The organism is Kribbella sp. VKM Ac-2566, assembly GCF_004366005.1.
GTDB lineage: Bacteria > Actinomycetota > Actinomycetes > Propionibacteriales > Kribbellaceae > Kribbella > Kribbella pratensis.
Genome location: NZ_SODT01000015.1, coordinates 142850 through 160449, shown reverse-complemented (window position 1 = coordinate 160449; position 17600 = coordinate 142850). Strand labels below are relative to the sequence as shown.

Annotated in this window: 19 protein-coding genes; 14 read left to right on the top strand and 5 right to left on the bottom strand. The window is 67.9% G+C overall.

Annotated features, from left to right (window positions below):
- Positions 1 to 76: 76 nt before the first annotated feature.
- Positions 77 to 544, bottom strand: a complete 468-nt coding sequence (locus tag EV647_RS37865) for an Lrp/AsnC family transcriptional regulator (protein ID WP_202876454.1) — start codon at positions 542 to 544, stop codon at positions 77 to 79.
- Positions 545 to 608: 64 nt separating this feature from the next.
- On the opposite strand from EV647_RS37865, the gene EV647_RS37860 reads away from it, so the two are divergent.
- Both EV647_RS37860 and EV647_RS37855 read left to right on the top strand, forming a co-directional pair.
- Positions 609 to 1508, top strand: a complete 900-nt coding sequence (locus EV647_RS37860; protein ID WP_134011821.1) for a DMT family transporter — start codon at positions 609 to 611, stop codon at positions 1506 to 1508.
- The gene (locus EV647_RS37855) at positions 1505 to 2479 is read left to right on the top strand and encodes a TIGR03560 family F420-dependent LLM class oxidoreductase (protein ID WP_134011819.1); all 975 of its coding nucleotides are present in this window, start codon (positions 1505 to 1507) and stop codon (positions 2477 to 2479) included. Before EV647_RS37860 ends, EV647_RS37855 begins: the two co-directional genes overlap by 4 nt.
- Here the strand turns inward: EV647_RS37855 and EV647_RS37850 are convergent.
- The gene (locus EV647_RS37850; RefSeq protein WP_134011817.1) at positions 2472 to 3461 is read right to left on the bottom strand and encodes an acetamidase/formamidase family protein; all 990 of its coding nucleotides are present in this window, start codon (positions 3459 to 3461) and stop codon (positions 2472 to 2474) included. The genes EV647_RS37855 and EV647_RS37850 overlap by 8 nt on opposite strands.
- Positions 3462 to 3578: 117 nt before the next feature.
- On the opposite strand from EV647_RS37850, the gene EV647_RS37845 reads away from it, so the two are divergent.
- Complete coding sequence (locus EV647_RS37845) at positions 3579 to 4271, top strand: response regulator transcription factor (protein WP_133784226.1); 693 nt, start codon at positions 3579 to 3581, stop codon at positions 4269 to 4271.
- Entirely contained in the window at positions 4268 to 5884 is a 1617-nt protein-coding gene (locus EV647_RS37840; protein ID WP_202876453.1) for a cell wall metabolism sensor histidine kinase WalK, read from the top strand. Before EV647_RS37845 ends, EV647_RS37840 begins: the two co-directional genes overlap by 4 nt.
- Before the next feature lie 31 nt (positions 5885 to 5915).
- Here EV647_RS37840 and EV647_RS37835 read toward each other — a convergent pair whose 3' ends face one another.
- Complete coding sequence (locus EV647_RS37835; RefSeq protein WP_134011815.1) at positions 5916 to 6242, bottom strand: MerR family transcriptional regulator; 327 nt, start codon at positions 6240 to 6242, stop codon at positions 5916 to 5918.
- Positions 6243 to 6942: 700 nt separating this feature from the next.
- Here EV647_RS37835 and EV647_RS37830 point away from each other — a divergent pair.
- The 3 genes from EV647_RS37830 (at position 6943) to EV647_RS37820 (ending at position 9643) form a co-directional block, all read left to right on the top strand.
- Positions 6943 to 8346: a S1C family serine protease gene (locus tag EV647_RS37830; RefSeq protein ID WP_134011813.1), complete on the top strand. Its 1404-nt coding sequence runs from the start codon at positions 6943 to 6945 to the stop codon at positions 8344 to 8346.
- A gap of 89 nt (positions 8347 to 8435) precedes the next feature.
- Positions 8436 to 8942 (top strand): DinB family protein, encoded by a 507-nt coding sequence (locus EV647_RS37825; protein ID WP_134011811.1) that lies wholly within the window; start codon positions 8436 to 8438, stop codon positions 8940 to 8942.
- A gap of 5 nt (positions 8943 to 8947) precedes the next feature.
- Positions 8948 to 9643 (top strand): pirin family protein, encoded by a 696-nt coding sequence (locus EV647_RS37820; RefSeq protein ID WP_134011809.1) that lies wholly within the window; start codon positions 8948 to 8950, stop codon positions 9641 to 9643.
- Here EV647_RS37820 and EV647_RS37815 read toward each other — a convergent pair.
- Positions 9640 to 9969, bottom strand: coding sequence for an L-rhamnose mutarotase (locus EV647_RS37815; RefSeq protein ID WP_134011807.1), 330 nt, complete (start codon positions 9967 to 9969; stop codon positions 9640 to 9642). The two genes, EV647_RS37820 and EV647_RS37815, sit on opposite strands and share 4 nt — an antisense overlap.
- A gap of 231 nt (positions 9970 to 10200) precedes the next feature.
- Between EV647_RS37815 and EV647_RS37810 the strand changes: the two genes are divergently transcribed.
- Together EV647_RS37810 and EV647_RS37805 are read left to right on the top strand one after the other, a co-directional pair.
- Positions 10201 to 12102 carry a penicillin-binding transpeptidase domain-containing protein gene (locus EV647_RS37810; RefSeq protein WP_134011805.1) on the top strand — a complete coding sequence of 634 codons (1902 nt, stop codon included), beginning with the start codon at positions 10201 to 10203 and terminating at the stop codon, positions 12100 to 12102.
- A 63-nt stretch (positions 12103 to 12165) separates the two neighbouring features.
- The gene (locus tag EV647_RS37805; protein WP_134011803.1) at positions 12166 to 12486 is read left to right on the top strand and encodes a zf-TFIIB domain-containing protein; all 321 of its coding nucleotides are present in this window, start codon (positions 12166 to 12168) and stop codon (positions 12484 to 12486) included.
- Positions 12487 to 12498: 12 nt separating this feature from the next.
- Here the strand turns inward: EV647_RS37805 and EV647_RS37800 are convergent, their stop codons facing one another.
- Positions 12499 to 12909 (bottom strand): PaaI family thioesterase, encoded by a 411-nt coding sequence (locus EV647_RS37800; protein ID WP_134011801.1) that lies wholly within the window; start codon positions 12907 to 12909, stop codon positions 12499 to 12501.
- 62 nt (positions 12910 to 12971) lie between these two features.
- On the opposite strand from EV647_RS37800, the gene EV647_RS37795 reads away from it, so the two are divergent.
- From EV647_RS37795 to EV647_RS37775, 5 genes are all read left to right on the top strand, one after another.
- Positions 12972 to 13436 carry a GNAT family N-acetyltransferase gene (locus tag EV647_RS37795; protein ID WP_238175356.1) on the top strand — a complete coding sequence of 155 codons (465 nt, stop codon included), beginning with the start codon at positions 12972 to 12974 and terminating at the stop codon, positions 13434 to 13436.
- Positions 13437 to 13701: 265 nt separating this feature from the next.
- Positions 13702 to 14724, top strand: a complete 1023-nt coding sequence (locus tag EV647_RS37790) for an ATP-binding cassette domain-containing protein (protein ID WP_134011797.1) — start codon at positions 13702 to 13704, stop codon at positions 14722 to 14724.
- Positions 14721 to 15533, top strand: coding sequence for an ABC-2 family transporter protein (locus EV647_RS37785; protein WP_134011795.1), 813 nt, complete (start codon positions 14721 to 14723; stop codon positions 15531 to 15533). Before EV647_RS37790 ends, EV647_RS37785 begins: the two co-directional genes overlap by 4 nt.
- A gap of 115 nt (positions 15534 to 15648) precedes the next feature.
- Positions 15649 to 16470, top strand: a complete 822-nt coding sequence (locus EV647_RS37780) for an ABC transporter permease (RefSeq protein ID WP_134011793.1) — start codon at positions 15649 to 15651, stop codon at positions 16468 to 16470.
- 18 nt (positions 16471 to 16488) lie between these two features.
- The gene (locus tag EV647_RS37775) at positions 16489 to 17580 is read left to right on the top strand and encodes a DNA polymerase IV (protein WP_134011791.1); all 1092 of its coding nucleotides are present in this window, start codon (positions 16489 to 16491) and stop codon (positions 17578 to 17580) included.
- Positions 17581 to 17600 lie beyond the last annotated feature (20 nt).

Sequence of the window (17600 nt, the reverse complement as noted above, 5' to 3'; positions counted from 1 at the left end):
TCCAGGTCCTTCCGGATACGTCGCTGAAATCGCCACCAGACTAGTGATGCAGACCACTCTCAGCGGTGGTTGGGGTTCAGTCTGCGGACAGCGGCACGCTGCGTGGCGGCACCGGCGTGGAGACCACGAACGAACTGGTCGTCTGCCCGTGCACCTGGAACCTGTCCAGCACGCTTTCGAGCGCGGGGATCTCGGCTACCTGGACGCGGATCAGGAAACAGTCCTCGCCGGAGATCCGATGACACTCGACGACCTCCGGGGTGCGCTCGGCCAGCGCGACGATCTTCGGGATCTGCCCCGGCCCGGGCCGCAGCCGCACCCAGGCGGCGACCGGACGGCCGAGCGCGGCCGGATCGATGTCGACGCGGTACCCGCGGATCACGCCGGACTCCTCCAGGCGCGCGACCCGCTCGCGCACCGTCGGCGTCGAAACCCCCAGCCGGCGGGCAAGCTCCGTGGTCCGTAGCCGGGGGTCGGCTGTGAGCTCGTTCAGGATCCGGATGTTGAGCTCATCCAGGATCTGACTTCTCGTTTCGGTAAGCAAGACCGCCCTCCTAGGCTCCGATCCGTTATGGATCCTCGCACATCTCGTTCCTACTCTAGTGAGGGTGACAACCCTTACCGAAGCTCCGCCGCGCGCCGGTCGTCTCGCCGCGGGCGCCGCCGCCGTCACGGTCGTGCTGTGGGCGTCGTCGTTCGTCGCCATCCGCCACGTCGGCACCGAGATCTCCGCCGGTGCCCTGTCGCTGGCCCGGCTCGGGCTCGGCAGCATCTTCCTCGGCGCCCTCCTGCTGAAGCGGCCACGGCCTTCCGTACGTCGTTGGCCGACGAAGCGCGACTGGCTGCCGCTGATCGCGTGCGGCGTGCTCTGGTTCGGCGTCTACAACCTGGCGCTCAACGAGGCCGAGCGGCGGCTCGACGCAGGTACGGCTGCCATGCTCGTGCACATCGCCCCGCTGCTGATCGCCGTACTCGCCGGAGTCGGTCTCGGTGAGGGCTTCCCGCGGCAGCTGGTGATAGGCGGCTTGGTCGCGTTCGCCGGCATCGTCGTGATCGGTACGTCGACCTCCAGCGGCCGCGCCGAGACGTGGGGCGTCGTGCTCTGCGTCGTCGCCGCGATCTCGTACGCCGTCGGCGTGGTCACCCAGAAACCGCTCCTGAGCCGTCTGCCTGCTGCAGAGGTCACCTGGCTCGCCTGCACGATCGGAGCGGTCGTCTGCCTGCCGTTCGCGCCCACACTGGTCGAAGAGGTCCGCTCCGCCGACGCGGCGACCATCTGGTGGATCGTCTACCTGGCAGCATTCCCGACTGCGCTCGGGTTCACCACGTGGGCCTTCGCGCTCCGGCGTACGAGTGCTGGACGGATGGGAGTCACCGTGTATGCGGTGCCGGTGGTCGCGATCGTGCTGGGTTGGCTGCTGCTCGGTGAGACTCCGACGGTGCTGGCGTTGGCCGGTGGCGCGCTGTGCCTGGCCGGGGTCGCTATCTCGCGGAGAAGGACTTCATGAAGTTCGGTGTGTTCGTTCCACAGGGCTGGCGGATGGATCTGGTCGAGCTGGACGACCCGGTCGAGCAGTGGGAGGCCATGACCGCTGTAGCCAAGGCAGCCGACGCAGGTCCGTGGGACTCGATCTGGCTCTTCGACCACTTCCACACCGTCCCCGAGCCCGCCCGCGAGACTGTCTTCGAGATGTGGACGACCACGGCCGCCCTGGCGCGTGACACGTCGCGGGTGAACCTGGGCCAACTGGTCGGCTGCAACGGGTACCGCAACCCGGCCCTGTTCGCCAAGATGGCCGCCACCGTCGACGTCGCCAGCCATGGCCGCATGTACGCCGGAATCGGTGCAGGCTGGTCGGAACACGAGTGGAAGGCGTACGGCTACCCGTGGACGAGCCAGAAGGAGCGGATGGGCTCGTTCGTCGAGTCTGTCGAGCTGGTGCATCGGTTGTGGACCGAGGACGACGTGGTGTTCCAGGGGCAGTACCACTCGGTCGACAAGCCGTACGTCGTCCCGCGGCGCAAACCCAAGCTCTGGATCGGCGGCGGGGGCGAACGCGTCACATTGCGACTAGTTGCAAAGTACGGCGACGCCTGCAACTTCGGCACCGGCCGGGTCGAGGTGATCGAGCAGAAGCTGGCGATCCTCCGGAAGCACTGCGAGGAGGTCGGCCGCGACTACGACGAGATCATCAAGTCGACCAGTCTGAACGTCTTCCCGATCGAAGCGGGTGCCGATCCCGTGACTGCGACGGCCAGGGCACGTGGTCGGTACAGCCTGCAGGAGTTCCTGGAGATCGGCTCCGGCGGCACCTCCCACGTCCTGGCGGAGATGGTGACGACGAAACAACTGACGGAACATGTCGAGCGGCTGGCGGCGGCGGGGATCGACTACGTGATCTCCTACATCCCCGGCGTTGCTTACGACCACGAGCCGCTGCAGCGGTTCGCGGAGGACGTCGTACCGCAGTTCAGCTGAGTGACCGCAGGTGCTGGTGGATCCCGCCGTACACGGTCGCTCCCGGCAGGAGGCGCTTCGGGATCTTGGTGACAACGCTGTAGTTGACGTCCACGACGTTGGCCAGTGGGACCTCGCTGACCTGACTCAGCAACTGGTACGCGTCCAGCTTGTCGAGTCCGTAGAGATCACCGAGCCAGTGGACCATGTCCACCTGCCCGGCCCGCCACGCGTCTTCGAGCGGCCGGCCCGACCCGACCACGGCCAGGTACTCGTCGTTCTCGATCCGGGGCCAGACCGGGCCGGCCGTCTTCAGCAGCTCGACGATCATCACGACGTTCATCGCGCCCTCGACGGCGGTCCCGCACGACTCGCCCTCGCCCTGGCGGTAGTGACCGTCGCCGACCGAGAACAGCGCGCCGTCGACGTTGACCTTGAGGTAACAGGTCGCACCCGCGCGCATCTCGGGCGTGTCCATGTTGCCGCCGAACATCTCCGGCACAAGCGCCGAGCGCGCCTCGCCCGCGGCCGGCGCGACGCCGACCGTTCCGAGCATCGGCTCCAGCGGCAGCGCGATCTCCAGCTCACTGGCCTGCGCCTGGAAACCGACGGTCTGCTTGTCCGAGTCGACCTCGTAGATCCAGGTCCGCTCCGGCAGCGGGTCCTGCAGCGTCGCCGTCCGATCGGTGCTGGTCAGGCCGCCGAAGTACGGGATCGTGGCGGAGACGCCCCAGCTCCGGGCGGGCGTGAGCTCGACGAGGTGCAGCACCAACGTGTCTCCCGGCTCGGCGCCTTCGACGTAGAAAGGCCCCGTCTGCGGATTCACGAACGGCATCTGCAGCGAGGCGCCGGCGAGGTCCGTCGTACTGCGCAGGCGGCCGCAGTACGCGTCCTCGGTCCACAACCGGAGCATGGTCCCGGGCTTGATCCGGCGGACGGGCGGCACGCCGCCGAAGGTCCAGGCATAGTCGTCGGGTTCTGGGGTGAATTCGAGGACGTCCACGTCAGGCAACTTAAGGTGTCCGGTAGGGCTTGTGCGAGGGATCAGCGGGTTCTCAGGCGATTCTCACAGAAGCGACCTAGTCTCGGTGACGGAACTTCGAGCGAAGCGGGGCAGACGATGCGGGTACTGGTGGTGGACGACGACCGGGCGGTCCGGGACTCGTTGCGCCGTTCGCTGGAGTTCAACGACTTCGAGGTCGTGACCGCGTCCGACGGTGCCGAGGCGCTCGCGGTGATCGGCAACGTCGAGCCGGACGTCGTGGTGATGGACGTGATGATGCCGCGGCTGGACGGACTGGAGACCACCAAGGCCTTGCGGGCCGCGGGCAACAATGTGCCGATCCTGGTGCTCACCGCGCGGGACGCGGTCGCGGACCGGGTCGACGGCCTGGACGCCGGCGGCGACGACTACCTGACCAAGCCCTTCGCGCTCGAGGAGCTGCTGGCCCGGCTGCGCGCGCTGCTGCGCCGCAGCAGCACCCCGGGCGACGGCGGCCAGCGCGGCGAGGTGCTGCAGTACGCCGACCTCGTGGTCGACGTCGACGCGCACGAGGTGCATCGCGGGGACGTGGCGATCCAGCTCACCCGGACCGAGTTCTCCCTGCTCGAGCTGCTGATCCGCAACCCCCGCCGCGTGCTGGAGCGCGCGGTCATCCTGGACGCGGTCTGGGGCTACGACTTCCCCACCACCGCCAACTCGCTCGAGGTCTACGTCGGCTACCTGCGCCGCAAGACCGAGGTGAACGGCCTGCCTCGCCTGATCCACACCGTCCGCGGTATCGGGTACGTGCTGAGGGACACCCCGCCGTGAGTGAGCAACGCCCCGAGCAGTTCCCGTCGTACGCCGACCGTCCGCAGCAACCGCAACAACAGCCGCAACCGCCGACGCAGTCCCGGCCGCCCGTTGCCAGTAGCAACGGCAATCGTGTCGCGGCGACCGCTGCCCGGACCCAGACGTGGTGGAACGAGACGCTCCACAAGCTCACGCTGCATGCCCGCGTGACGTTGCTCGCGGCGGTCGCGGTCGGCCTCGCGGTGGCGATCGTCAGCATCGCGGCGTACGTCACCGTGCGCCAGCAGATGTACCAGAACCTCGACAACAGCCTCACCCAGCGTGCTGCCCAGGCCGCGAAGAAAGGCGTCCTGACCGATCTCACGATCCTGCAGGGTGTGCCGTCGGACGCTCTCGGCCTGAGTGACATCCGTGTCGGCGTGATCAGCGCCGAAGGGCAGCAGTTCGGGCCGCCGAACAGCCTGCTGCCGCCGATGGGCCAGGACGAACTCCAGGTAGCGCGCGCCCAGGGGAACGAGGTCAGCCTGCGGACCGTCGGCGTACGCAACGTCGGCTCGCATTTCCGCGTGGTCGCCGTCAGCGCGAGCTACTGCCCGCAGGGCCTGAGCCAGGCCTGTCGGGCGGAACCGGAGAACTACCTCCAGCCCGGGGCTCTGGTCGTCGGGCAGTCGTTGGGGCCGATCGATCAGACGCTGCACAACCTCGGCATCGTGCTGTGGGCGTTCGGGCTGATCGGCGTGATCGGGGCAGCGCTCGCGGGTAACGCGGTAGCGCGGTCCGGTCTGCGGCCGTTGGCGCGGCTGACCGGAGCGGCGGAGCACGTCGCGCGGACCGAGGACCTGAAGCCGATCCCGGTGACCGGGACCGACGAGATCTCCCGGCTGGCGATGGCGTTCAACGCGATGCTCGGCGCGCTCGCGCAGTCCCGCGACCGGCAGCGCCGGCTCGTCGGCGACGCGGGCCACGAGCTGCGTACGCCGCTGACCAGCGTCCGCACGAACCTGGATCTGCTCGCCCAGGCGGACAAGCGCGGCGGCCTCCGGCCAGAGGACAGGCAGCAACTACTGGACGACGTACGGGCGCAGATGGACGAGCTGACGCAGCTGATCGGCGACCTGACCGAGCTGGCCCGCGACACCCCGCAGGTGCGGAACGCGGAGCTGATCGAGCTGTCCAACCTGGTCGAGGACGCCGTCATCAAGGTACGGCGACGCGCGCCCGGACTGGAGTGGCACGTCCAGCTCACGCCCTTCCCGGTCTGGGGTGACGAGCGGCTGCTCGGGCGCGCGGTCACGAACCTGCTCGACAACGCGGCGAAGTACAGCGTTCCTGAAGGTACGGAGCAGCGCAGCGACGGACAGCCCGTCGGCCACGTGACGGTCCGGCTGCTGGACGGCGTACTGACGGTGACCGACTCCGGACCCGGGATCGCCGAGGCGGATCTGCCGCACGTGTTCGACCGGTTCTACCGCTCCAGCGAGGCCCGTAGCCGTCCTGGATCGGGCCTGGGCCTGGCGATCGTGAAGCACGCCGCGGAGCAGCACGGCGGCATGATCTACGCTCGCAACGTGCCCGGAGCCGGCGCGCAGTTCACCCTGTGGCTGCCGCACGCGGCGACACAGACCCGTTAGGACCCGGCAAGCCCGCGGACGGGGGCTCGAGTCAGCTTTCCTCGTCCGATGCGCTGAGCTCGGCGTTGATCCGCATCGCCTCGGCCAGTTGGTCCTCCAAGATGATGATCCGGCAGGCGGCGTCCAGCGAGGTCCCGTTGTCGACCAGCTCGCGAGCGCGGGCGGCCAGCCGGAGCTGGTAGCGGGAGTAGCGGCGATGTCCGCCCTCGGAACGCTGGGGGGTGATCAGCTTCGCCTCGTCCAGGCTGCGCAGGAATCCAGGCGTGGCACCGAGCAGCTCGGCGGCCCGTCCCATCGTGTAGGCGGGGAAGTCCTCGTCGTCGAGGTTGGCCGTTGGTGTTTCAGGGTTTTCTGACATCGTTTGCTCCGCTGGCTGGCCTGGGGTCATCGCACCTCCGTGTCGAGGGCCCCGGTGCCGAAGCACCGGGGCCCTGGGTTTGGATTTTCACCATCTACTGACTCTCGAGTCAGCCTCTACTTCCGCGGTCCGCCGTGCAGGCCGGACGTCGCTGGGATCGCACAATGCGTAACCGAGAACCACCTTCCAATCACGATGGGACTGCGGTACCCGCCCGGCGAAACACAGCCACGGCGGGCGATCCTGATGATGTAGATCCACTCCTCTTCTTCAGTGTTCCGACTTCTTGTTGCACCGGCCGAGTACTGCGACTTACCACTTCACTCTTGCTGGTACTGCGACTGCGTACTGCGGTTACTGCACTACTTGACTGCGAACTACAGGTACTGCACTGAATTACAGGTACTGAACTACAGGTACTGCACTACGAACTCGTCGGCCGGGTCCTGCTGATACTGCTCGTACTGCTGGGCGGTCGTTGGCCGCCCGCGTCAGCTTCTCTTGTTCTCTCGTGGCAACAGAAGAGACTTTAGCCAGTCGATCGGCGAATGTCTACCCTGGCCAGCACAGTATTTTGTCAGCGGCGAGTTAAGAGTCGTTCCGGCAGCGCTTCCCTCTTCAGAGGATCTTCATGGAGTTCTTCGGTCACTCCGAGGGGATCTTCAGGGCCCTCTCAGGTCCGGCCGACAAAGTACGTGCCATGACCGAGAACCAGCCGCAGCAGCCGCAGAACCAGCCCGGCCAGAACGCACAGGGACCGCAGGGGCCGGAGCGGACGCAGCAGTTGCCGATGTACGGGCAGCATCAGCAGCAGCAGCACGCACCGCAAGGTGGGCAGCCGCGGCTGGACTCGGGGCCGCAAGGGCAGCGGCCGGGACAGTACCCCTCAGGTGGGAGTACTTATCCGCAGTTCGGGGCGCCGGGGACGCATCAGGGGACGTCTCCGGGCCCGAACTGGCCCATCGGACCGCAGCCGGCCACCGCCACCGCGGTGAAGCCGAAGCGCCGGGGCGGACTGGCCGCAGTGGCGCTGACCGCGCTGCTGGTCGGCGCCGCGAGCGGCGTCGGCGGCGCAGCCGTCTACTCGGCAACCAATGACCACACCACGAACACCCCGTCGGTGACCTCCCCTCTGAACGGCAGCCAGGCGGCTCCCGTGTCGGCGCCGGACGGCTCGGTGCAGAGCGCCGCCGCGAAGGTGCTGCCGAGCGTGGTGAAGATCGCGGTCGCGACCTCGCAAGGCGAGGCGACCGGGTCCGGCATCGTGATCAGCAAGGACGGCCTGATCGTCACCAACAACCACGTGGTCTCCGGGGCCGGTCAGGGCGCGAAGCTCAGTGTGATCCTGAACGACGGCCGCACTGTCAGCGCCACGATCAAGGGCACCGACCCGCTCACGGACCTCGCGGTGATCCACGCCGACGCGACCGACCTGACCCCGGCGACCCTCGGCCAGAGCGGAAAGCTCGCGGTCGGGCAGGGCGTGGTGGCGATCGGCTCGCCGTTCGGCCTGGAGGCGACCGTGACCAGCGGCATCGTCTCGGCGCTGAACCGCCCGGTGACCTCGGGCGACGAGCAGCAGGACAGTACGACGGTCTTCCCAGCAGTTCAGACGGACGCCGCGATCAATCCGGGGAACTCCGGCGGCGCCCTCATCGACCTCGCCGGCCAGGTGGTCGGTATCAACAGCGCGATCAAGACCGCCGGCGGATCGGGACAATCCGAAGGCGGGAACATCGGCCTGGGGTTCGCGATCCCGATCGACCAGGCCAAGCCGATCATCGACGAGCTGGTGGCCAAGGGCAAGGCCACTCATGCGCGGCTCGGTGTGACGGTCGGCGACGCGCAGTCCTCCGACGGGCTCACGAACGGAGCACGCCTCGGCGAGGTTACGCCCGGCGGTGCGGCGGACAAGGCCGGTCTGCAGTCAGGTGACGTGGTCACCGCTGTGGACGGTAAGGCGATCGCGTCAGGGGACGCGTTGGTCGCCGCGGTCCGTTCGCACCGCCCGGGCGATCAGGTGACCCTCACCGTCACCCGCAACGGCAAGCCCCAGTCGATCAAAGCCACCCTCGGCTCCGACAACGGGAACCCGACGGGCTGACCGGACGTCTCACCAGTAGACCGGACTGCGCCGCCCACCGAGCGGCGCAGTCCGTTTTCGTCACCCGGACAGGACCTAAGGTTCCGGGTATGAATCTGCGCGACAAACGACCGCCGATCGTGGCCGACGAGCGAACCCAGTTGGTCGGGTGGCTGGACCTGCAGCGGATGCTGGTACGGCGGAAGCTCGAAAAACTGCGGCCTGAGGACGAACATCGCGCGGTGCTCCCGAAGTCGCCGTTGATGACGCCTGCCGGGCTCGTGTCGCACATGCGGTGGACCGAGCACTGCTGGTTCAACGTGATCTTCCTGGGCGAGCCGGAGGGGACCAACCCACAGTTCCGGAAGGAACCGGAAAGCGCAGACATGCGGGTGGACGGCGTACCACTGGCGCAGCTGCTGGACGAGTTCGATGCGCAGTACGCGCAGTCGAACGAGATCACCGCGGCCCACTCGCTCGACGAGGTCGGGAAGGACCCGGACTACCAGCCGTCTTTGCGCTGGATCCTCATCCACATGGTCGAGGAGACCGCGCGGCATGTCGGGCACCTGGACGCGATGCGCGAACTGCTCGACGGCGAGACCGGGTATTACTAGAACCTGTGGAGATCCATCGGGCGGACGAGCGGTTCCGGACGGCCAGCGAGTGGCTGGACTCGCGGCACTCGTTCTCGTTCGGACCGCATTACGACCCGGCGAATGTCGGGTTCGGCTTCCTGCTCGCCCACAACGACGAGACGGTTGCCCCCGGCACCGGGTTTGAGCAGCATCCGCATCAGGATCTGGAGATTGTGACCTGGGTACTGCGCGGCGCGCTGGCGCACCAGGATTCGCAGGGGAACAGCGGGGTGGTGTATCCGGGGCTGGCGCAGCGGATGAGTGCGGGGTCCGGGATCCAGCACTCGGAGTGGAACGACGGCGGCGAACCGGTGCACTACGTGCAGATGTGGGTCCGGCCCGAGGCGTTGGATCTGCCGCCGTCGTACGAGCAGGCGGAGTTGGATCTGACGACCGGTGAGCTGATCCCGGTCGCATCGGGACTGGCCAAACATGCTTCGAGTACGGCGATCCGTCTCAACCAGCCCCAGGCCGGGATGTCGGTCGCCCGGCTCACGCCGGCGCAGACGGTCGAGCTGCCGGCAGCGCCGTACCTGCATCTGTTCGTGGCGACGGGTACGGCCGAGCTCGAGGGCGCCGGTGAGCTGAGGACCGGGGACGCCGTGCGGCTGACGGACTCAGGCGGGCGTCTCACCGCCGGCCCGGACGGTGCCGAGTTGCTGGTCTGGGAGATGTACTAGTCGGTCTGCTCGCTCATCGTCCAGACGTGGCGCAGGGACTGGCCGGCCACGCCCTCCGGGTTCTCGGCGAAGCCCTCGACGAACTGGCTCATGTGCTGCTGCCAGCGCTGGTCGGTCGGGTCGTTGCGCAGGTACGCGACCGCGGCCTCGAAGTCGTCGGTCACCACCAGGTGGAAGAGGTCGCGGCCGCTGCGCCAGATCGACCAGTCGCTGATCCCGGCGGTGTGCATCGCGGTGATCAGCTCGGGCCAGACGCGAGCGTGCTCGAGCTCGTAGGCCTCTTCGGTACCGGGAATCAGGCGGCTGTGCAGAGCAAGGCGGGTCACAAAGGAGCAGAATACGCCTGGCGGCGCGCCGCTGGAACGCGGTTCCAGAATCCGGGTCCGCCGATTCGCGCAGCGTCTCGCTCCCGATTCACCCACCCTCTGACGCCAACTCCCGAGCGGGTGCGCGCGTCGTACTTGGGTGGGTTGAGTAGTTTCGCCCTCGTGGTCGGGTAACCACACGCCGAAGACTGTGCCCCGGTGTCCATCCGTCGTCGTGCGAGAGTTGGGATTGTGAAGCGAACCACTGCGATCGTCTGCCTGAGTACTCTGCTGATCACCGCTGGTTGTTCGGACAGCAAGTCCGGCGGCGGTGGGAAGTCCGGGAGCGACGAGCAGCAGGCGTCCGGCGCCGTCATCAAGCAGTTCGCCGACGCCTGGGTGAAGGCGTGGGCGCCGAACGGGAAGCCGGACGCGGCCGGGGCGCTGACCGACAACCCGACGGTGTTCGCGAAGCGGCTCGACGACGTCGACACCGCGCTGGTCGCGAGCACCGTGACCGTCACCCCGCAGGGCGATCCGAAGTGCACCGACGGCAACTGCACCCAGGAACTGGCCGTCGAGGCGCAGTTGCGCGGTATCGGCGCGATGAAGTGGACCAGTACGGCGACCGCGGTGAAGACCGGCGACGCGTGGAAAGTGAAAGCGTCGGGCGACACGATCTACCCCGGTCTCGGCGACAGCAACTACCTGAAGCGGGTCCGCACGCTGCCGGCCCGGGCCTCGATCCTGGACCGCAACGGTGTCGCCCTGACCGCGAACCGGCCGGTCGTGATCGTCGGCGTTGCCGCGGGCACCAAGGCGACGGCAGCGACGTACGCCGCGTTCACGAAATACCTCGACGTCGACGGCGCGAAGCTCGCCGCACGGGCGAAGGCCGCGCCGGCCGGGCAGTTCGTGGACGCGATCACGATCCGGGCCGAGGAGTGGGAGGCGCTCCGGCCGACGATGAGCAAGCTGCCCGGGGTGCTGACCATGGGCGGCACACAGTCGCTGCCGCCGACCTCGACGTTCGCCCGGTCACTGCTCGGCACCATGAAGACCGCGACCGACGAGACCCTGAAGAACGCGGGCCCGACCGCGTCGGCACAGGACCAGGTCGGCACGACCGGCCTGCAGTACGCGTTCCAGCAGCAGCTCGCCGGTACGCCGGGCGGCACGGTCGCGCTGCGGGACGGCAAGACCAAGCTGACGATCAAGACCGTCTTCAGCCAGAAGGGCACCGCCGGCAAGCCGGTGAAGACCACCCTCGACACGAACATGCAGAAGGCCGCCGAGGCCGCGCTGGCGACCAGCAAGCTGCCGGCCTCACTGGTCGCCGTCCAGGCGTCGACTGGACAGATCCTCGCCGCGGCGAACGGGCCGCAGGTGGCCAGCTACAACCGCGCCTTCCAGGGCCGGTACGCACCGGGCTCGACGTTCAAGATCGTCACCTCGGCGGCGCTCCTGGGCAGTGGGCTGACCGCCGCGACACCGCTGCCGTGCACGAACACGATCAACGTGTTCGGCAAGACGTTCAAGAACTACGACGCGCTGAAGGCGTACGGCAACGGCACGATGCAGCAGGCGTTCAATCAGTCCTGCAACACCGCGTTCATCTCCCAGCACGCGCGGCTGCCGAAGGACGGGATGACGAAGGCCGCGGCGATGTTCGGCATCGGGCGGGACCTCAACCTGTCGATCTCGGCGTACGGCGGCCAGGTGCCGGCGCCCAAGGACGACGTCGAGGAGGCCGCGTCGATGATCGGCCAGGGCACGGTCACCGCGAGCCCGCTGGCGATCGCACTGGTCGCCGCGACGGTCGACCACGGTACGGCGATGAAGCCGGTGCTCGTACCGGGCAAGGACGCCGCCGGTGCGGCTGCCTCCCCGTTGCCCGCGGCAACTGTCGCGGCGCTGCGGACGTTCATGCGCACCACGGTCACCGGCGGTACGGCGAAGGTGCTGGCCGGCAACGGAGCGGTCGCTGCCAAGACAGGTACCGCCGAGGTCGTCGCGAACGGCAAGGTGACCACCAACGCGTGGATGGCCGGCTACCGCGGTGACGTGGCGTTCGCGGTCATCGTGGAAGGCGGCGAGTCCGGCTCGCACACCGCCGGCCCGATCCTGAAGACCTTCCTCGGCAGCTTCAGATGAGGACTTCCTGAGAGTTCGCTGAGAGCGCGCCGTCACGGGAAAATCGTCACTTAGGGTTGCCGGATGGAGAGCTTGGTTTGCCCTAAGTGCCGCGGCGCGATGCGGACGTACGAGCGCAGCGGGATCACCGTCGACCAGTGCGGTGACTGCCGCGGGATCTTCCTCGACCGGGGTGAGCTGGAGCGGCTCGTCGACGCCGAGGCGCGGTTCAACACACCGCAGCAGTCGCAGCAGCCTCGGTACGAGGAGAAGAAGCGGTACGACGACGACCGGCGCTACGACAACGACCGGCGCGACAACGACCGGCGGTACGACCCGCGGTACGGGAACCAGTACCCGCACAAGAAGAAAAAGAAGTCGTTCCTGGAGGAGCTCTTCGACTAGCGGGCTCTTCGACTAGCGGGCGACGATCGTGCCCTGGGCGATCGCGCACAGGGCCGACGTACCGGCGTCGTCGAGCGTGGTGAGTTCGCAGGTGCACGTCGCCTGCCGCCTGCTCGAATACGCGACCTTCGCCACGGCCCGGAGCAGCACGCCCCGGGCCGGGCGGAGGTAGCTGATCGTGAAGCCACCGGTCAGCACCTCGGGGCCGAGCGCTGTACCGCCGGCGAACGTGAGGGCGTTGTCGGCCGCGTAGCTGAGTACGCCGCCGTGCAGGAAACCGTTCTGCTGCAGGAGATCCGGCCGGATGTCGAGCTCGAGCGTCGCGCCACCGTCCCCGAACGCGGTCACCCGGGCCCCGACCAGCACACTGAACGGCTGGGCCGCCAACAACTTCTGAGCCACCTCTAACGTCAAGTCCACCACCCGCCGCACGATATGCCAGTTGATGCCGGACACCGGGTGCGGGCGGGTTTATGGTCGTGGTCGTGACGACGCCACCGGTGATCCTCCGCCCGATAACCGACAGCGAGTACCCGAGCTGGATGGAGCGCGCCGCCGCCTCGTTCGCGGCCGGAGTCGGGCCTGCCCGCGGGCTGACCCCGGACGAAGCGCTCGCGCTCGCCTACGAGCAGACCGAGCAGCTGCTGCCGGAGGGACCGGCCACCGACCGGCAACTGATCTGGATCGCGGTCGTGGACGACGAGCCGGTCGGCAGCCTCTGGATCAGCACCAAGTCGAAGGTGCCGTTCATCTACGGCATCGAGGTGGACCACGCGCACCGCGGCAAAGGCTACGGCCGGGCGATCATGCTGGCCGGCGAGGAGGAGTGCCGGCGGCTCGGCCACACCCAGCTGGACCTGAACGTCTTCGGCGACAACACCACCGCGATCGCCCTGTACGACTCGCTCGGCTACACCGTCATCTCGCAGCAGATGCGCAAGGACCTCTGAAACAGGGTGGACGGCGCTTTCCGTCGCGTCATACCGTGGTCGGTGGCAGCCGCACGTCGGAAGGACCCACAGGGAGCGATGTCGACACGCCGTCGAGATAAGGGTTGATATCCGTTCAACCCCCGCGGTCGGACCGGACCGCGTAGCCGGGACGGACCACAGGGTCCGCCTGGCCGATCTCACTTGGCGTGAGCGGCCTGCGCTCTGCGCGTTTGCGCGTGGACGCTGCCCGGTCCTGACACTCTCTCGAAAGCGGTGCTTTCACGTGACGCCTGTTCACGACCTGCCGCCGGTCATCGCGGCACAAGACCTGACCAAGACCTACACCTTCCACCAGCAGCGCGCCGGACTCGGCGGCGCACTGAAGAGCCTGGTGAAACGCAAGTACGAGACCCGGCTCGCCGTCGATCGGGTCACCTTCTCCATCGGCCGTGGCGAGGTCGTCGGACTGCTCGGCCCGAACGGCGCCGGCAAGACGACCACGCTGAAGATGCTGTCCGGCCTGCTCTACACCACGTCCGGCGACCTGCAGGTGCTCGGCCACACGCCGTCGGACCGCAAGCACGACTACCTGCGCCGGATCGCACTCGTCATGGGCCAGAAAACCATGCTGTGGTGGGACGTTCCGGCGATGGAGAGTCTCCTGCTGCACAAGGACATGTACGGCCTGTCCACCGCGGAGTTCGATCGGAACGTCGCCGAACTCGCCGAGCTGCTCGAGGTCGAGCACCTGCTGAACGTGCAGGTCCGCAAGACCTCGCTCGGGGAACGCATGAAGCTCGAACTGATGGCGGCCCTCGTCCACGGCCCGGAGATCCTGTTCCTGGACGAGCCGACGATCGGTCTCGACGTCGTCGCGAAGGCCCGGGTCCGGTCGTTCCTCGCCGACGTCAACCGGCTCCGCGGTACGACGATCCTGATCACCAGCCACGACATGGACGACATCGAGGCGCTCTGCTCGCGGGTGATGATCATCGACCACGGCCGGCTGCAGTTCGACGGCGGTCTGGACGACCTCGTCCGTACGGCGCAACCACGCAAGCTCGTGCGCGCGACGTACGCGAGTCCGGTCGAGACCGACCGGCTGACCGGGCTGAAGGGCGTGAGCGCGGTCGAGGTGTCCGGGCCGACGGTGAAGCTCGAGGCGGATCGGGAGCGCGCCGGATCCGTGATGGAGCAGCTGACGCGGCTGGGTCCGCTGGTCGACCTCGACGTGGCGGACGCCGATATCGAGGACATCATGCGCGACCTGTTCCTGCGCCGCAGCACACTCGGGGAGGGGTCGTGAACACACTCGTCCGCAACCTCCGCGTCGTACGGCGGATGACGGCGGCCGACATCGCGCAGCAGTCGGTGTACCGCGGCGCGTGGATCATCTTCATGCTGGCGAACATCTGCATGCCGATCATCTCGTTGCTGATCTGGCGGACGGCGCTCGCGAGCGGGGCCCAGTTGCCGGTCGACGAGCGGTACATCACGACGTACTTCGTGCTGCTCGGAGTCGTCACGATGGCGACGTCGTCCTGGATGGCCGGGTTCCTCGCCCAGGACATCCGGATGGGAAAGCTGTCCAGCTGGATGATCCGGCCGGCGTCGTTGCTGACCGGGTTCGTCGCGAACAACCTGTCGGAGAAGTTCCTGAAGCTGTTCGCGCTGGTGCCGATGATCGGCATCGTGTGGTGGATCTTCCGCGACTCGATGAACATCCCGGCCGGCCCGGGCCGCTGGGCGCTGTTCGCGATCAGCATCCTGCTCGGGGCGATGCTGGTGTTCATCATCGACATCCTGATCGCGTCGCTCGCGTTCTGGATGGACGACGTGAGCGCACTCGTCCAGGCCCGCGTGATCATCGCGAGCGTGCTGTCCGGTGCCGTCGTACCGCTGGCGCTGATGCCGGAGTGGTCGCGGGGGTTCGTCGACCACCAGCCGTTCCGCTACACGGTGTCGTTCCCGGTCGAGATCGTCGCGGGTGAGCTGACCGGCCGCGAACTCCTTGCAGGGCTGGGATTCCAGCTCGGGTACGTCGTGGTGTTCGCGGCGATCGCCCGACTCGTGTGGTCCGCGGGGATCCGCGCGTACTCGGCGGTGGGCGCATGAGCTGTATTGAATGCGCGCCTCCGGCGCGCGGGTCATGGGGCTGTGACTCCCGGTCTTCCCTCGTCGCTATGGTCGCTTCGCTCCCGCCGCTCCTCAGTCCAGACCGGGAGGCCCCATGAGCCCGCTCGATCGGACCTGGTGGCACAAGCAGTGGCGGCATCTGCGGTTGTGGCGGCGGTTCTTCGCGCAGGCAGTGGTTCGGGAAACTCATTTCCGTGCGCATTTCCTGACCACGCTGCTCGTCGGGCTCGTGCAGCTCGGGCTGGGGATCGTGCCGACGTTGCTGCTGTTCGGGTTCACGTCCGAGGTGGGCGGATGGTCGCGGGCGGAGGTGATCGCGCTGGTCGGTGTGTTCCAGATCGTCACCGGGCTGATGGCGACGTTCGTGGCGCCGAACCTGAACCGGATGACGACGTACCTGACCGAGGGTGAGCTGGACGGCGTCCTGCTGCGGCCGGTGTCGAGCCAGTTCTACCTGACACTGCGGTGGATCAACGTCGCGGAGCTCACGAACGTCGCCAGCGGCATCGCCGTCCTGGTGATCGGGCTGGTGCAGGCCGACCTCGGCCCTGGAGCGGGTCAGATCGTGCAGGCCGTCGTACTCGTCGGCTCCGGGTTGGTGCTGCTCACCGCGGTGTGGTCGGCGATGTCGTTCCTGGCGTTCTGGCTGCAGTCGGTGAACCCGATCGGGTTCGTGTTCCTGAACCTGATGGAGGCGGGGCGGTACCCGCTGGTGTTCTTCCCGGTCGCGGTGCGGACGTTCCTGACGTTCGCGTTCCCGGTCGCGTTCGCGACGACGTTCCCGGTGCGCGCGCTGGCGGGCGATCTCGGCTGGGGAACGGTGGCAGTCGGCGTCGGGTTCGCGGTGGTGGCGATGCTGCTGGTGCGGTTGCTGTGGCGGCGCGGGCTGCTGACGTACTCCAGCGCGTCCAGCTGATGTGGTTACCTGTCAGCTATGAGCTGGTGGCTCCTGCACGTGGACATGGATCAGTTCATCGCGGCCGTCGAGATCCGGCGGCGGCCTGAGCTCCGTGGGCTGCCTGTCGTGGTGGGCGGGTCCGGCGACCCGACCCAACCACGGCAGGTGGTCGCCACCGCGTCGTACGAGGCACGGGAGTACGGCGTGCATTCCGGGATGCCGGTGCGGGCGGCGTACAAGAAATGCCCGGACGCCGTTTTCCTTCCGTCGGACCCGGCGGCGTACGACGCGGCGTCGGCCGAGGTGATGGACACGCTGCGGTCCTTCCCGGTCGTCGTCGAGGTCTGGGGCTGGGACGAGTGCTTCGTCGGCGCGGAGACCGACGACCCGGAAGCGCTGGCTCTTGAGCTGCGAGCCGCGGTTGCCGATCGGACCGGGTTGACCTGCGCGGTCGGCATCGGCGACAACAAGACGCGCGCCAAACTCGCGACCGGATTCGCCAAGGAGAAACGCTCGCACGCCGAACCCTTCGAGGGCGCCGGCCCGGCCACCGGGATCTACCGCCTCACCGCGGCCAACTGGCGCGAGGTGATGGACCACCGCCCCGTCCGCGACCTCTGGGGCATCGGCCCCCGGATGGAACGCAACCTCAGCGAGCTGGGGGTGCAGACGGTCGCCGAGCTCGCCGCGGCCGACCTGGACGTCCTGAAGAAACGCTTCGGTCCCAAGATGGGCACCTGGTACGCCGCCCTGGGCCGCGGCCTCGGCGACACCGAGGTCACCGACGTACCCCGCGAACCGGTCTCCCGCAGCCACGAGGAAACCTTCCCCGAAGACCTCGCCGACCGCCCGGCCGTGGAACGCGAACTCCGCCGCATCGCCCTCGAGGTCACCCGCGAGGTCGTAGCCGAAGGCCGCACCATCCAACGCGTCTCGGTCAAGGTCCGCTTCATCAACTTCTACACCCCCATCAAGAGCCGCAAACTCAAGACCCCCACCCAAGACCCCGAGGTCATAGCCACCACAGCCCTCGCCATCCTCGAAAAGTTCACCCTCAACCGCCCCATCCGCCTCCTCGGCGTCCGCGTCGAGTTCGTCCCGCCGACGCCTGAACGAGCCGCTATATAACTTTATTCTAGTAAAGTTAT